At 38.7% G+C, this 15,999-nt stretch carries 14 protein-coding genes; 10 read left to right on the top strand and 4 right to left on the bottom strand.

The features are described from left to right. Positions 1 to 14 precede the first annotated feature (14 nt). Together WC623_RS12075 and argS are read left to right on the top strand one after the other, a co-directional pair. On the top strand, positions 15 to 965 hold the full coding sequence (locus tag WC623_RS12075; RefSeq protein ID WP_372851326.1) for an arginase: 951 nt from the start codon (positions 15 to 17) through the stop codon (positions 963 to 965). A 23-nt stretch (positions 966 to 988) separates the two neighbouring features. Continuing rightward, the gene (gene argS / locus WC623_RS12070; protein WP_372851324.1) at positions 989 to 2,770 is read left to right on the top strand and encodes an arginine--tRNA ligase; all 1,782 of its coding nucleotides are present in this window, start codon (positions 989 to 991) and stop codon (positions 2,768 to 2,770) included. 61 nt (positions 2,771 to 2,831) lie between these two features. Here argS and WC623_RS12065 read toward each other — a convergent pair whose 3' ends face one another. Continuing rightward, entirely contained in the window at positions 2,832 to 3,965 is a 1,134-nt protein-coding gene (locus WC623_RS12065; RefSeq protein ID WP_372851322.1) for an AI-2E family transporter, read from the bottom strand. Positions 3,966 to 4,059: 94 nt separating this feature from the next. On the opposite strand from WC623_RS12065, the gene mnmE reads away from it, so the two are divergent. From mnmE to WC623_RS12045, 4 genes are all read left to right on the top strand, one after another. Next, positions 4,060 to 5,430: a tRNA uridine-5-carboxymethylaminomethyl(34) synthesis GTPase MnmE gene (mnmE, locus tag WC623_RS12060; RefSeq protein ID WP_372851320.1), complete on the top strand. Its 1,371-nt coding sequence runs from the start codon at positions 4,060 to 4,062 to the stop codon at positions 5,428 to 5,430. Between the two features lie 779 nt (positions 5,431 to 6,209). After that, positions 6,210 to 6,587 carry a DUF2809 domain-containing protein gene (locus WC623_RS12055; RefSeq protein ID WP_372851318.1) on the top strand — a complete coding sequence of 126 codons (378 nt, stop codon included), beginning with the start codon at positions 6,210 to 6,212 and terminating at the stop codon, positions 6,585 to 6,587. Positions 6,588 to 6,796: 209 nt separating this feature from the next. Continuing rightward, positions 6,797 to 7,843, top strand: a complete 1,047-nt coding sequence (locus WC623_RS12050; RefSeq protein WP_372851317.1) for a type IV toxin-antitoxin system AbiEi family antitoxin — start codon at positions 6,797 to 6,799, stop codon at positions 7,841 to 7,843. Continuing rightward, positions 7,833 to 8,654, top strand: coding sequence for a hypothetical protein (locus tag WC623_RS12045; protein ID WP_372851315.1), 822 nt, complete (start codon positions 7,833 to 7,835; stop codon positions 8,652 to 8,654). Before WC623_RS12050 ends, WC623_RS12045 begins: the two co-directional genes overlap by 11 nt. 230 nt (positions 8,655 to 8,884) lie before the next feature. Here WC623_RS12045 and WC623_RS12040 read toward each other — a convergent pair whose 3' ends face one another. Together WC623_RS12040 and WC623_RS12035 are read right to left on the bottom strand one after the other, a co-directional pair. Beyond that, positions 8,885 to 9,265, bottom strand: a complete 381-nt coding sequence (locus WC623_RS12040; protein ID WP_372851313.1) for an iron chaperone — start codon at positions 9,263 to 9,265, stop codon at positions 8,885 to 8,887. A gap of 91 nt (positions 9,266 to 9,356) precedes the next feature. After that, complete coding sequence (locus WC623_RS12035) at positions 9,357 to 9,947, bottom strand: hypothetical protein (protein WP_372851311.1); 591 nt, start codon at positions 9,945 to 9,947, stop codon at positions 9,357 to 9,359. Positions 9,948 to 10,026: 79 nt separating this feature from the next. Between WC623_RS12035 and WC623_RS12030 the strand changes: the two genes are divergently transcribed. The 3 genes from WC623_RS12030 (at position 10,027) to WC623_RS12020 (ending at position 13,263) form a co-directional block, all read left to right on the top strand. Then, complete coding sequence (locus WC623_RS12030) at positions 10,027 to 10,377, top strand: cupin domain-containing protein (protein ID WP_372851309.1); 351 nt, start codon at positions 10,027 to 10,029, stop codon at positions 10,375 to 10,377. Between the two features lie 37 nt (positions 10,378 to 10,414). Beyond that, the gene (locus tag WC623_RS12025; RefSeq protein WP_372851307.1) at positions 10,415 to 12,673 is read left to right on the top strand and encodes a nitric-oxide reductase large subunit; all 2,259 of its coding nucleotides are present in this window, start codon (positions 10,415 to 10,417) and stop codon (positions 12,671 to 12,673) included. Positions 12,674 to 12,804: 131 nt separating this feature from the next. Beyond that, positions 12,805 to 13,263 carry an NUDIX domain-containing protein gene (locus tag WC623_RS12020; RefSeq protein WP_372851305.1) on the top strand — a complete coding sequence of 153 codons (459 nt, stop codon included), beginning with the start codon at positions 12,805 to 12,807 and terminating at the stop codon, positions 13,261 to 13,263. Positions 13,264 to 13,654: 391 nt separating this feature from the next. Here WC623_RS12020 and WC623_RS12015 read toward each other — a convergent pair whose 3' ends face one another. Continuing rightward, a complete protein-coding gene (locus tag WC623_RS12015) occupies positions 13,655 to 14,269 on the bottom strand; it encodes a hypothetical protein (RefSeq protein WP_372851303.1) in 615 nt (204 codons plus the stop codon). A 621-nt stretch (positions 14,270 to 14,890) separates the two neighbouring features. On the opposite strand from WC623_RS12015, the gene WC623_RS12010 reads away from it, so the two are divergent. Beyond that, a complete protein-coding gene (locus tag WC623_RS12010; protein WP_372851301.1) occupies positions 14,891 to 15,985 on the top strand; it encodes a Fic family protein in 1,095 nt (364 codons plus the stop codon). The last annotated feature ends 14 nt before the right edge of the window (positions 15,986 to 15,999 follow it).

The following is a 15,999-nucleotide window of genomic DNA, read 5'->3' as shown; positions in this document are numbered from 1 at the left end:
CCGTATTTTTTTTTATGACTAAGACTTTAAAAATAATTGAGGTAAAATCTGAGATCGGCGCCGGTACACGCGGCTCCAGTTTGGGAGTGGATGCAATTAAGATTGCAGCCCTGGATTTTGGGAGCAGATTTTTTAAGAAACATAAGTCTGTAGAGGTTCCTAATGAGAACCATTTATTGCTTGAAGGTACCGGTAGTCCCTTTGCAAAGCGCATTTCGGGAATTTTGACCATGGTAGAGCGGGTAAGTGACGAGGTAAGTTCAACACTGGTGAAAGGTGAGTTTCCTGTTGTTTTAGCTGCCGATCATAGCACCGCTGCTGGTACAATTGCCGGTATTAAAGCTGCATATCCTAAATTAAGATTAGGAGTAATTTGGATAGATGCACATGCAGATTTACATTCCCCTTACACAACGCCCTCCGGAAATATGCACGGAATGCCTCTGGCTATGGCCTTGGATGAAGATAATTTAGACGCGAAAGTGAATAAGTTAGATCAGGAGACCATCAACTATTGGTACCAGCTAAAAAACGTTGGAAACATCGCACCAAAGATTCATTATAGCGACCTGGTACTGATCTCTGCCAGGGATATGGAAAAACCGGAAGCACATTTGTTAAAAAAGCATAAGGTTAAAAATATAACCACTGCAGACCTGCGGAAAAGAGGAGTAGAACGTACCGTAATTGAAACACTTCAATATCTGGATCACTGCGACATCATTTACGTGTCCTTTGATGTAGATTCTTTGGATCCTACAACATCCAGAGGAACAGGAACACCGGTAGCGCAAGGATTAACAGAAAGAGAAGCGGGTAAGTTAATGTCAGGACTGCTGACCAATCAAAAGGTTTGCTGTTTTGAAATAGTGGAAGTAAACCCCACCTTAGATCGCGAAAACCAAATGGCAGAGCATGCCTTTGAAATTTTAATTAAAGCCACCAACGCTTTCAGAAACGAATAGTAGATTTGGGGATTATTAGTATTATGAACATCGAACAACATATTATTACAGCAACTGTTGCTGCGGTAAAAGAATTATACAATCAGGAATTGCCTGAGAGTCAGGTAAGCTTACAGGATACAAGAGCTGAATTTGAAGGTCAGATCACTATAGTTGTATTTCCTGTAGTACGCTTTTCTAAAAAATCACCAGAAGCTACAGCAACTGATCTGGGCGAATACCTGGTAAAACATATTGAAGATATTACTGGTTTTAATGTCGTTAAAGGATTTTTGAACCTCATCATTTCAGATGCTTACTGGATCAATCTCTTTAACTCAAGTCTATTAAACCCTTCATTTGGAGCAGTTATTCCAAATGGTAAAAAGGTAATGGTAGAGTATTCTTCGCCAAACACAAATAAGCCTTTACACCTTGGACATGTTAGAAATAACCTGTTGGGTTATTCAGTAGCAGAGCTGTTAAAAGCAAGTGGCTACGATGTAGTTAAAGTGAACCTGGTAAACGATAGGGGGATTCATATCTGTAAATCGATGCTGGCCTGGCAAAAATGGGGTAATGGCGAAACGCCGGAAAGCTCATTGCTAAAAGGCGATCACCTGGTAGGAAAGTATTACGTTATATTCGACAAAGAGTATAAAAAGGAGATTGATGTTTTAAAGCTAGAGGGACAAACCGAAGAAGAAGCTAAAAAGAACGCGCCATTAATCAAGGAAGCACAGAAAATGCTGCAAGACTGGGAAGCTGGTGTACCTGAGGTTATTGATCTTTGGAAAAAGATGAACGGCTGGGTATATGATGGATTCGAAGTATCTTATAAAAACCTGGGCGTTGATTTTGACAAGTACTATTACGAAAGCAATACTTACCTGTTGGGTAAAGGAACAGTTGAAGAAGGACTGGAAAAAGGTGTCTTCTTTAAAAAACCAGACGGTTCAGTATGGATAGACCTTACAGCAGATGGCTTAGATCAGAAACTGGTACTTCGTGCTGATGGTACATCGGTATACATTACACAGGATTTAGGTACAGCACAAATGAAGTATGATGATTTCAAAATGGACGAATCTATCTACGTGGTAGGTAACGAACAGGATTATCACTTTAAAGTATTGTTCCTGATTTTAGAGAAACTGGGTAAAAGCTGGGCTAAAGGATTGCACCATTTATCGTACGGTATGGTCGATTTGCCTAGTGGTAAGATGAAATCACGTGAAGGAACTGTTGTAGATGCAGATGATCTGGTTGCAGAGATGATTGAAACTGCAAAAGCCAAGACTGAAGCTTTAGGTAAAGTGAATGACTTTGACGAGCAAGAGAAGGAGCAATTGTACTATAACATCGGTATGGGGGCTTTAAAATACTTCCTGCTTAAGGTAGAGCCTAAAAAGAGATTACTGTTTGATCCAGCAGAGTCTATAGACTTCCAGGGTAATACAGGGCCGTTTATACAGTACACACACGCAAGGATTAAATCTTTATTGCAAAAAGCAAACTATGATTTCGCTTATGCTGGTGTTGCTGATGCTGTTATTACGCCTACAGAGCTCGAAATGATCATGCTGTTAGGTAAATATCCATCCGAGATCCAATCGGCGGCCAAATCGCATAGTCCGGCTTTATTAGCTAATTACCTATACGAGGTAGCAAAGATGTTTAACAAATTTTATCATGAGACACCACCGATTATCAAAGAAGACAACGAAGCGGTTAAGAAACACCGTTTAAACCTAAGCTTTGTAACGGCAACCATATTGAAGAATGGTATGAACATATTGGGGATTACAGTTCCAGAACGCATGTAAAAAACGCTTTTAAAGCGTTATTGTAATCAATACATAGGCTATTAAAACAAAAGAGAAGGAATTATTCCTTCTCTTTTGTTTTTTCTACCCCTGGCTTCGTTGCCACAGGCTTCTTCTTCCTGAAGGAAGCGAAAGTCATAGGGCTTTTAGAAGGTCTTTCGTCACCCAATAGAACTCCCCATTGTTTAAAGGAATCAGTTCTGTCGAATATGATTTTTAACACGGCTATAATAGGTAAGGCGAGGAACATTCCGGAGACCCCTGCAATACTACCACCTATAATCACACCTAAAATTGCAAACAGTGCATTGATCTTAACTTTAGATCCTACAATCCTGGGCATTAATATGTTATTGTCAAGAAACTGAACTCCTGCTATAACTAAAAGAACGGTAATTACCGGCCAAAGTTCTGTAGATGAAGTTAAGGTGAGCAATACACCAATGATGTTTCCGATTAAAGCACCAACGTATGGAATAAGGTTTAAGATGGCAAAGATTACCCCAATCAGCAATGCATGTTTAATACCTACCAAAAGCAATATCCCACCTAATAGAATCGTCATATAGGTCACCTGTATCAGTAAACCTACCAGATAACTTTTAATGATAGACTCCGTTTCGTAGATCGCATCTTTAACTCTAGGGTGGTGTTCTGTTTTAAACCACATAAAGATGAAACGAAGTAAAATGTCTTTATAAAACAACATCAGGTAGATGTATATAGGCAATAGACCCATAAATACAAATACAGAACTTAAGGTTACAGCAGCACCACTGGCAGCCTTTCCGGCCATACCCAACAGGTCATTACTTTTATCATTGATGAACTTCACCTGTTCCTTAGTAGAGAAGTCGCTGATACTGCTGATCCAGGCACTGATGGAATTCAAATGCGAGCTTACATTTTTCTTTATTTCAGGGAATTCGTTGACCAGTGTTGCGAACTGAGCCGAGAAAAACCATACAATTAAACCTATAAAAATAGCCAATAGCAGGATGGGCAAAATAATAGCAGCAATCTCCGGAAACTTATATCTTCTCAAAAACCGAAATATAGGTAACAGTACGATACTGATAAAAAAGGCCATGATTATTGGCATAATGATGTCATTTCCAATGACAAGGAGTGCTCCGACAAGGACAATCCCCAGTAATTCAATTGACCGTCTAACGGTAAGTGGCATGTCTTTCATTCGTAATTTGTTTGATTTTTGAACGTATAAAACTATTAGGTATCGAATGTTTGGCTAATTTTGTGCCACAAATTAAATTTAAAGAAGAATATCCATGATTACAAACGAAACTATAGTTGCCTTATCTACACCACCCGGAGTGGGTGCTATAGGAGTAATCCGCCTTTCAGGAAAAGATGCCATTACCATCATGAACTCTGTTTTTAGTGGTAAAGATCTGGAAAAACAGGATTCACATACTATACATTTTGGTTTAATTAAAGATGGTAATGTAGTTATAGATGAGGTTCTTGTGAGTTTGTTTGTTGCTCCTAAATCCTATACCAAAGAAAACACGGTAGAGATTTCCTGCCATGGTTCCAATTACATCATTCAACAGATCATTAACCTGTTGATACGTAAAGGAGCATCAGCAGCTAAACCAGGTGAGTTTACCTTAAGAGCATTCTTAAATGGTGGACTAGATCTATCTCAAGCAGAAGCAGTAGCAGATCTTATCTCATCAGATTCTGCAGCTGCACATAGTGTAGCGATGAACCAGCTAAGAGGAGGATTTAGTACAGAATTGAATGTATTGCGGGAGCAGTTGATTCATTTCGCCTCTATGATAGAGTTGGAATTAGACTTTGCAGAAGAAGATGTGGAGTTTGCTAATAGAGATCAGTTACAAGCGCTGATTGATAAGATTACTTTGGTGCTGAACAAGCTGATCCGCTCGTTCGAGTTGGGTAATGTGATTAAAATGGGTATCAATACCGTTATTGCAGGCCGACCAAATGCAGGTAAATCAACATTACTGAATGCTTTATTAAATGAAGATCGCGCTATTGTAAGTGAAATTGCGGGAACTACCAGAGATACCATTGAAGAAGTATTGAATATCAATGGTATAAATTTCAGGTTGATTGATACCGCAGGTATTCGTGAAGCTACAGATACTATTGAAGCGATTGGTGTAGAGAAAACCATGCAGAAGATTAGCCAATCGGCCGTACTGGTTTATTTATTTGATGTGGTTAATACTTCGGCAACCGAAGTAAGAGATGACATCATGAGTTTACATAAGCCGGGGATAGCTTTTATAGCGGTTGCGAATAAAATGGACCTTTCTTATAGCGACAGATTAAAAGAGTTGAAACTGCCATCAGATATTGAGTTTATATCTATTTCGGCTAAAGGATATCAGAATATAGAAGAGCTGAAAGAGTTGTTGTACAATACTGCGGTGGGTGACAAGCTTTCTGATAACCATACCATGGTAACTAATATCAGGCATGTAGAAGCGTTACAAAGGACGCGTAATGCTTTAAATAATGTTGCTGCGGGACTTAATAATCCGGTGACCTCGGATTTCCTTGCAATGGATATTAAGCTGGCATTACATTACCTTGGTGAGATTACAGGTCAGGTTACTACGGATGATTTGCTTGAAAATATATTTAGTAAGTTCTGTATCGGCAAATAATCGATGATAATTACTGCATAATTACGCTAAGTAATGACAAGTATATGGCTTATTGTTAATAAGTTATGTGAATTTCTTTTGTCCATATTTTTGGAAATATCACTTTGTTTTTCTGACTTTTGTAGCGCATTTGTAGCTTTTTTCTCCTAAAAATCAGGTTTAAAAATCATCTGGTAAATTATGGCGATTCAGGTCATCAAACGACTCCTTAATTACACTTATTGTCGCTTAATGACACTTAGGAATTCGCAGTAAAAACAGGTGTTTTTGGGGCTGATTTGGTCAAAATTGGTTACTGTGCACTAACCTAAAACGAAAATAGAATGAGTTCAAACATTCAGGTAAAAAGAGTTTGTGAGTTTTGCGGAAACGTATTTATCGCAAAAACTACTGTCACCAGATTTTGCAGCCATACCTGTAATAGCAGACATGGAAAACAAGTAGCCAGAGAATTGAAAATCCAAGCTGAGCATTGATCCTAAAAATCCTAGAATAATTACCGATAAGGCAACTGTTTATTTAGTTTATTATCAGGTCAACAATGATCTTAGTAACCTCATCAATGCTATAACACTATTGGAGCAGTCGTATATTATAGATCCTAAAAATCAGAATACCTTATTTAAACTTTCCATTTGCTGGTTTTTAAAGAACGATTGCAAAAAGGCCTGGAGATATTATAAAGAATGTATGGATCTGGGGGTAAACCAATTACATTGGAGTTTACTAATGCGCTCAAGGAAAAATGCAAAGAGAATTAATATGTATAAAGTACTTAAATGTTTTATATAGCAAGTTTGAAGAGTAAGAGTATTATTTATGCGCTATTAGTTCTTGTTGTAATAGCTCTCGGTATTTTATCCAGAAAATTAACTGTAATACCATTAATTGTTGGTGATATATTATATGCCGTAATGATGTTTCTTTTGATAAAATTTCTTCTGATCCAATTGCGGTACTGGAAGGTTGCATTAATTAGTTTGTCAATCTGTTATTCTATTGAAATTAGCCAGCTCTATCGTGCTCCATGGATTAATCAGATACGAAATACGACCATAGGTGCATTGGTTCTTGGAAATGGTTTTCTCTGGAGTGATATGATTGCATACACCGTCGGCACAGCTATTTGTATACTTTATTACGCTAAGCTCAAGTAGGAGTACAGCAATAGAATACCGTACACGAGTAATTAAGGTTCTTAAAGGATCCCAAGCAGATAGCGTTCGTAAAACTTATGGATTACTCTAAGCGATCAATCGCCTAGAAAAGAAGGTTTGTCAGAACGTCTATCTTGGGATCTATGACGTTTCGATGCATATTAGCCCATCCTTAATTTTGTTTTTATACTTATGTTCACTAAATTTGAATGTTCACGTTACGTGAACATCGTGTTATGGTGAACGAAACAGAAATTGCAGATCGAGCATTAGTACAATTGGCAGATCATACCGGTTTGACGGGTACCTGGAATTTAAGAAGTGACCAGTTTGATAAGGGGATTGATGGATCTATTGATTTGGATTTGGGAAGTACTCAAGCTCATTTTTATGTGGAAGTAAAAACGGAACTTAGAGAGTATCATTTGCCGAGATTAATTGAGCTGGCTTCAAAATATCAACCATTAATGGTAGTTGCTGAACGAATTTTTCCAAAACTAAAGGAGAAACTTAGGGAACATAAGATTGGATACTTAGATGGAGCTGGGAATATTTATGTACATACTGAGGGTAATTACATCTGGTTGGACGGGAGAAAAAATATAGAACAGGAGGCCCCTGTGACTAATAGAGCATTTACAAAGACAGGATTAAGGACAGTTTTTTACTTGCTATGGCATAATGATGCAATCAATATGCCATATCGGGCCCTTGCCAAGGCTACAGGGGTAGCACTTGGTAATATAAGAAATATCGTTTTAGGGTTGGAACAGGCTGGGTTTATATTGCAGATCAACGAGAAGGAAATGGTATTGCAGAACAAAAGAGCTTTATTGGAAAGATGGATTGCGGGTTATAAAGAAACTTTGAAACCGCTATTATTAATTGGAAAATATAGATTGAATAAGCCTGAAGACTTAATGAACCTGGATAATTTTCCAGTAAGGGCTGGCGAAACGGTATGGGGTGGCGAACCAGGGGCAGAACTAATCACAAATTATTTAAACGCAAAAGAGTTTACTGTTTATACGACAGAGGCTAAACCAATATTAATGCAAAAATGGAGGTTATTACCCGATGCTAAAGGTAATATTCAATTTTATGAAAAGTTCTGGCAGGATGATGCAGACCAAGCACTGCCTATTGCACCGATTTTGCTTATTTATGCAGATTTAATGATCACTGATGATCCCAGAAATAGAGAAACAGCTGAAAGAATTTACAATGAATATTTAAAACAAGAATATGAATATTAGACTTGGTGAGTTAAAGACAGTGTTTGATGATTTGGAAGTGATCTTTAATCAGATGGAAATAGATTTTTATCTGATCGGAGCATTAGCTAAAGAGGTTTGGTACACGGGCTCTGGGCAATTGCAAAGAGCCACCAAGGATGTAGATTTTGCAGTTTTTATAGCTTCTAAAAAGGATTATGAGGGTGTAAAAACATATTTGATTGAAACAAAGAACTATTCAGAATCAAGGAATAACGCCTTTATAATGATTTCTCCAGATGGGGTGGAGATTGACATGTTACCTTTTGGCGGAATGGAAATAGATGATGATGTGAATTTTAAAGGAACAGGGCTTACAAACATTAAGGTTAACGGCTTTATGGAAGTTCATCAATCGGGTACCGCAACATTTGATTTGGATACCGGACACAGTTTTAGGATTGCTACGCTACCGGCTATAGTTTTGTTGAAATTCATTTCCTATGATGCCCGTCCCGAGAATAGGGGGAAGGATCCGAGAGATATTATCAATATTGTACTTCATTTTTTTAATCTGCAGTCTGACTTGATATATGACCATCACTCTGATTTATTTGGTAGGGAAGATGATATTGAACTAGAGCAAATTGCAGCAAAAGTAATAGGTAGAGAGATACGGAAAATTATTGCTGGTAATGATGACTTGTTACAACGTATTGTAAATATTTTGCAGGTGCAAATAGAACAAAAAGAAAAAAGTGGGTTGATCAGAAATATGGTTAACGAATCGGGAAAGAATGTCGATTCTATCTTACAGTTATTAATACATTTATTAGAGGGAGTAAACGAATAGGGTGATTTCTTAAATTAGCTTTCTTTGTATTTTTTATGAGTAGATATTAAAAATATGCTATATTTGCCTCAATAATCCTACCTAGTTTTCCACACTGGAATTTAAAAAAATTAGGCAAAATCACATAAAAAACTAGTGATTAAAATCTGTCTTATTCTTGAGTTAATTGTTTGATTTTTAAGCGTTTGCTCTTAATGTATTGGTAAATAATCGATGATATTCCCTGTTTGTTAGTTCATGGAGTGAATTTTTAAATTTTCCTTTACGCGGAAGTCTACCATTTTGGTGATGAGTTCCACGGGAAGGGGCTGGTCAATTGGAAACTGAACGGAGCCTTTTGCGTTTTTGTATCCGGATAAGGCTTCTTTAAATGCTGTTATTGCAGAAGGGGCGGGGTAGAAACCGATATGTTTTTTATAACCTGCAAAATGGACCAGGTTTCCATTGAGTTTGAAAGTGGGCATAGCATAATTTATGGTTTCTTCTGCTTGGGGAGCGGCTTTCTTTATGGTATCTCTAATTTCCTGAAGGAGTTTCTGGATGTGGATTGGAAAACTTGCGATGTATTCGTCTATGGTTCTTACGGGAATATTTTTGATTTTGCCTTCCATATGTATCAGGTACTTGTTTTCTTAAATATAAGGCTGTTTGGTAACTGTTGCAAAATAAAATTGTTTTTTTTGAGGTGTCTTTCTTGGAAAATTAGAGATTTGGAACAGATGTTTCGCATAAAAGGAGAAAAGAAGTAGCTCCCTGACTCTGGTTTTTATAAATATTGATAACCACCATTTGGGTTCCGTACAACACAAAAAACCTGTGTGAAAGCAACGACTTAACGCCACCTGGCCCATACCACTTGTAACCAGCCATGTTGCCTACTAAGGTGTAGTCACCAAAAGGCACAGCTTTACTATTTTCGTCAGATAGGCCTAATTTATCGGCTATAAAATGGTAGGTAGTGTGTATTGCCGCTTTTGATTTCAGGTTATATAAAATGCCTGTGTACTGATTACCTTTTAATAAATTGCCGTTAATCTTTTTTACGAGTAAGGCTGAAGTTGTTTTACCACGAGGGATAATTTTATCGCCTTTAATTTGGTAGTTTTCTTCGGCACCCCCAAAGTCAAATTTAATGTTGCCATTAGTAACAGTATACTTACCCTGCCGTATTTTGCCTTCTACATCCAAGTGTTCGAAAGTATTGTTTTCACCAAAGTTGTAAATAAAAGGAGTTTTAATATCGGGGGTAATTATTGGTAATAATATGAGATAATCCGACTCCGCCAATAACATATTAGTGAGATCTGAATGAATATAATTAAAAATCAGGTGTTTATGGATTTAAAAAGTTTACCTTACCAAAAATGTTGACATGGAAAATACATCGCAAATAGATTTAAAAGGTAATATTTCAGATTTTTCGGCGACCATTAAAGCGCTGGAAACTGAGCCGGGAAAAAGTATACAGGTCCAAAAGCTTTACAAAACCAAGGGTATGGAGATTTTGCTCATTGCCTTAGATGGGCAGGCTGAATTGAAAAAGCATACCGCACCAGGGCCTATCAGTGTTCAGGTTATTCGTGGATCAATTTCTTTTCGCACTGATGAATCGGCGAAGGAGCTTACAACAGGGCAACTATTGACCCTGGAGGGAAATGTGCCGCATAGCGTGTTCGCAGCTGAACGGAGCATCTTTCTGGTTACCAAGAGCATTCCCGGATAGTATTTATTTGAACTTTAGTCTTTTAAATATCAACCCTATGAGTCAGGAAAGAAAATTATGGATAGTCTTTATCCTAATCACTACGGTATCGTTAAGCGTTCTGGGTTATTACGGACATGAAATTTACCAGAAAGCGCCACCTTTGCCTAAGCGTGTTGTAACTACGACAGGAAAGTTAGTCTTTGAAGGACAGGATATTAAAGACGGGCAGAACGTTTGGCAAAGCATGGGAGGGCAGGAAGTGGGATCTGTTTGGGGACATGGAGCCTATCTCGCCCCAGACTGGACTGCAGATTGGCTACATAGGGAAGCGCTCTATATTCTAAACCGCTGGTCTGAGTCAGAATATGGGATTACTTATAAAGCATTGGAAAGTGAAAAACAGGCCGGATTAGAAAGGCGGCTTCAACTCGAGCTTCGTAAAAACACCTATAATTCCGAAACCGGAGAAATTATTGTCTCACCCATACGTGCTGAGGCTATCGAATATCTGAATGGGTACTACGCTGGTCTATTTATGGAGAATCCTGAGTTGGATGAGCTCCGAAATAACTATGCCATTCCCAAGAATGCTATAAAAGATCCCATACGAATGCGCCAGATGAGCGGATTTTTCTTCTGGGCTACCTGGGCTTGTGTGACTGAACGTCCGGATAGTGATATCAGCTATACGCACAACTGGCCGGCGGAAGATTTGGTAGGCAATAAGCCTACGGGGAACCTGCTGATCTGGACTGGTGTAAGTATAATCCTGCTATTGATAGGGGTTGGGGGAATGGTATTTTATCATGCCCGGTTGCGGGAGGAACATGCTCCGGATATGCCGGTGGAAGATCCGCTGATGCGGCAGGTATTAACACCTTCCATGTTAGCGATCAAAAAATACATATGGGTGGTAAGCGGGTTGATCCTGATCCAGGTTACTGCTGGAGTAATCACCGCGCATTATGGTGTGGAAGGTGATGCATTCTATGGTTTTGACCTGGCAAGCACCCTGCCTTACGCAATCAGTCGAACCTGGCATGTTCAGCTTGGCATTTTATGGATTGCTACGGCATGGCTGGCCACTGGATTGTATATCGCGCCATCGGTTGCGGGAAAGGATCCGAAATATCAAAAGCTTGGTGTGAATTTTCTTTTTATTTGCATCCTGATCATTGTTTTAGGTTCTATGGCTGGACAATGGATGGGTGTGATGCAGAAACTTGGGCTTGAAACCAATTTCTGGTTTGGTCATCAAGGGTATGAATATGTAGACCTGGGTAGGTTCTGGCAGATTTTCCTTTGTATCGGACTATTTGTGTGGCTTGCTTTGATGTTCAGACCACTGATTCCAGTCATCAGAAGCAAGACCGCTGAAAAGGGGTTGCTCACCATGTTTCTTGTGGCATCGGCCGCAATTGCGATCTTTTATGCGGCTGGATTAATGTGGGGCAGACAAACTAATCTGGCTATTGCTGAATACTGGCGGTGGTGGGTTGTACACCTGTGGGTAGAAGGATTTTTTGAGGTGTTTGCTACTGTGGTTTCGGCTTTCCTTTTCGTGAGATTGGGATTGTTACGCACGAAAACTGCGACGCTCACGGTAATCTTATCTACAGTGATCTTTCTTTCAGGAGGAATTCTGGGGACGTTTCACCATTTATATTTTAGTGGAACCCCGACAGCAATTATGGCTATTGGGGCTACATTCAGCGCACTTGAAGTAGTTCCATTGGTATTGATTGGATATGAGGCGTATGAAAATTACCGCTTGAGCAAAGCAACTAAATGGCTCGTGGATTATAAATGGCCGATCTATTGTCTTGTTGCAGTTGCATTCTGGAATTTCTTTGGGGCCGGAATTTTAGGTTTTATAATTAATCCACCACTTGCTTTATATTATATCCAAGGCTTAAATACTACCTCGGCACATGCTCATGGCGCCTTGTTTGGTGTTTACGGAATGCTTGGCATCGGACTGATCTTATTTACACTTCGAAGTATGTATAGGATTCAGAAATGGAACGATAAACTTATTGGTTTTGCATTCTGGTCAATAAACATAGGTCTGATGCTGATGCTCGTGCTAAGCCTGCTGCCAATGGGGATTCTGCAGGCAATCGCCAGTGTGAATGAAGGGATGTGGTATGCCCGGTCAGCGGAATTCCTGAAAGGCCCGGGAATGGATAATATTAAATGGCTGCGGGTAATTGGTGATACTGTTTTTGCCATAGGGCTGTTTGCTTTCGTTTGGTTCGTTTTTTCATTGAACCGAAAGCAGGGTGTTCTGGATTCTGAGCCGGAAAGCCATTAGGCAAACCAGCCTTGTTCATTCTACGCATGGGAAGCAAATTTTCTTCGGTTTACTAGGCCGTAGGATTACATCAAGAACAATTTCGATGACAATGACAATCAGGAGTTTAATTTTTTTTAGTTTTGTAGTGTATGGCGAAACAGAGTGCTGGTATATTGTTGTACAGGGGTATAGCAGCGGAAGCCGAGGTATTACTTGTCCGCCCTGGTGGACCGTTTTTCCGGAATAAGGATAAGGGCTGGTGGACAGTGCCTAAAGGCGAGGTCATGGTTGGTGAAAAAGCTTTTCAGACCGCATTACGGGAGTTTAAGGAAGAAATTGGTTATTTGCCCGACGGGGAATTCATAGCTTTAAAGCCTGTTGTGCAAAAGGGTGGTAAAGTGGTTCATTGCTGGGCGGTTCGCGGTGACTTGGATGCTTCTCAGATTACTTGTAATACTTTCACCATTGAATGGCCTCCTAGATCTGGAAAGATGGCTGATTTTCCGGAGGTAGATCGGGCAATGTGGTTTTCTTTGGATGAGGCGAGGCTTTATATCAATGAGCGACAAGTGCCCTTATTGCAGGAGTTGGAAGATTTGGTTGAGTAAGATAGAAGAACGATTCATCAGTTCGGGGGTATAAGAAATTGTTAAGCGGAACTAAATTTTCATGATGAAAAAGATCAGGACGTTGATCCATTTAATGGATGGGCATAACCAGTTAAAATTAAAAACTAAAGGAATTGAAAACTGGACTTTTTCCAATCCAGACATGGAGAAGATTTAACACTCCAATTGGTCCTGGTAGGGTTTATTATAGTGAGGTCTCTGTTATGTATAATTTTGATGGGGAGTTGGAGGTTAAAATGGCATAGCTATGGAACATTCCATCGTGTAATCAAGGCTAAGGATGCATAAGGGAATGACTAGAAAAGATAGTTTTAAAATAAGTTTGCAGGTAATGGTCATGATTTTGTAGTGTTAATTTTTCTGCTGTTTCTTATTGCTGGTTTTGTTTTCTCCATGCTTCCAGGCTGAGTTCGGTATCTACTGCCGCATCGTAGATGTTTATTTGATACTTTGGGTAGGTGTATACCTTAAACATCAAAAACCGGGAGAAGTGGTCGGCTTGGTGGTTTCCGGTTTGAACAAGGTAATAGTTTTTTTCATCTGAGGGCCTTTCGGCAATATTTACCACGACTTCTTCGGTCTGAACTTCGGGTATATTTCTAATGTCTTGCAAGATTTGTTGCTCAGTAATGGGGGCTACAAAGGGTTTTCCTTTAATTGGTTTGAAATGGGACATGCGGTTTGCTGCGAATTTACTGTCGTTGTCGCCTGCCTGGTACAGCGTATCGGTAAACCATTTTACTTCAAAGAGTCTGTTTTTAAAATTGTGGGTGATCATGCTGTCGGTGACCAGGGATATGGTATCTTTTGATGAATTCTGAAATATGCAGGACCAATAATCGAAATTGCCTTCAAAGTAGATGAATTGTAAGGTGTCGGTATGGATTTGTGATGCAGGTTTGATGTGCTGCATGGTTGTTGTTGTTGCAGGTCTCTTTTCGTTTTGCTCTGTTGCCTTTTTGTTTTTGCAGGCAGTTAGGAGCATTACAGTGGTTATAAATAGGAAGATTTTTGTTATTGGTGTATTCGACAAGTTATTGAAATTTAGAGAATGCATAAAACCATTAGAATGTCCATGCCTAAAACGGTTTTGTAAAAGGCTGTTGCTTTAGCAATTTTTGGGGTGGATATGTTTATCATAATTCTTTTGACGATGTGATAAATATAGGGATTCCTGATAAAAAGATGCATTTATGTTATGGTTTTCTGATTTAGGCGATACTTAACGAAAATCATCTTCGCTAAACTTTTCGTTTGTTTGGATAGAGATTTATATCCTCAACATTCTTTCCTTCTCAACAAAATGGCAATGTTAGAAGAGTTGCCGATACAAGATGATCTTCCTATTTTACCAGTTGGTAAATAATCGGTGATCATTACTGCATGATTACGCTAAGTAATGGTAAGTATATTTCTTATTGTTAGTAAGTTATGTTAGTTTATTTTGACCGAATTTTTGGAAATATCCCCTTGTTTTTCTGACTCATTTGTTATGGTGCTTAGGAAAAGGCTAACGTCTTAATTTCATTTGCGGTGAATAACTGAATTATTCTCCGCTTAATTTGCGGTGAATAATAATTGTATTTACCGCAAAACGATTTAAGATATGGCAATTTACATACATAAAAGACATAACTGGACAAATTTCCATTGGGATGAGCAAGAGATTATTCACTTGTTAAGTGAGGTTCGGTATTTGCAGGGAAAAATAATAGGAAAGGTTGAATTACTAAGTTTTAAGTTAAAGGATGAAGCCAATTTAGAGACACTTATCCAAGATGTTGTTCAATCTTCAGAAATAGAGGGTGAGATATTAAACCCTGAACAGGTTAGATCTTCTATTGCTACTCGATTAGGATTAGATAATTCTAATTTGACACATCCTGATCGTCATATTGATGGAGTAGTAGAAATGATGTTAGATGCAACGCAAAATAGTGATAAGACCTTGAGTGAAGAAAGATTATTTAATTGGCAAGGGGCATTATTTCCGACATGCAGAAGTGGATTGTATAAAATTGAAATCGCAAAATGGAGAAGTGGTGATACGCAAGTGGTATCAGGAGGAATGGGAAGAGAAATTGTTCACTTTGAAGCCCCTAAAGCTGAAAAACTAGTCGAGGAAATGACTAAGTTAATTAATTGGTTTAATACAGAGTTGAGCATTGATCCAGTTTTGAAAGCCGCTATTGCTCATTTATGGTTTGTCACGATACATCCGTTTGATGACGGCAATGGTCGCATCGCGAGGGCAATAACAGATATGCAATTGTCAAAAGCTGATGGCGTAAATCAACGCTTTTATAGTATGTCAGCGCAAATCAAAAATGAGAGAAAAGGATACTACGATATTTTAGAAAAAACGCAAAAAGGAGATTCTGAAATCACAGCATGGATTGTTTGGTTTCTAAAATGTCTTCAGAAGGCTATCTTATCCTCCAATACTATAATCGATAAGGTAGTTAAAAAGCATCATTTCTGGACAATTAATGCTTCAAAAATAAGTAATGACAGACAACGTTTGATGCTGAATAAATTAATGGATAATTTTGAAGGAAATTTAACATCTTCGAAGTGGGCAAAGATGACTAAAGTATCTGCGGACACAGCATTACGTGATATTACAGATTTAGTTAATAAAGGTGTAATATTGAAAGCCGATTCTGGGGGTAGAAGTACCAACTACGAACTAAATTGGTAGTGATTAATCGGCTC

This window comes from Pedobacter sp. (assembly GCF_041645105.1).
Classification (GTDB): Bacteria; Bacteroidota; Bacteroidia; order Sphingobacteriales; family Sphingobacteriaceae; genus Pedobacter.
The sequence above is the reverse complement of the archived record's forward strand: the minus strand, read 5'-3'. Positions and strand labels throughout refer to the sequence as shown.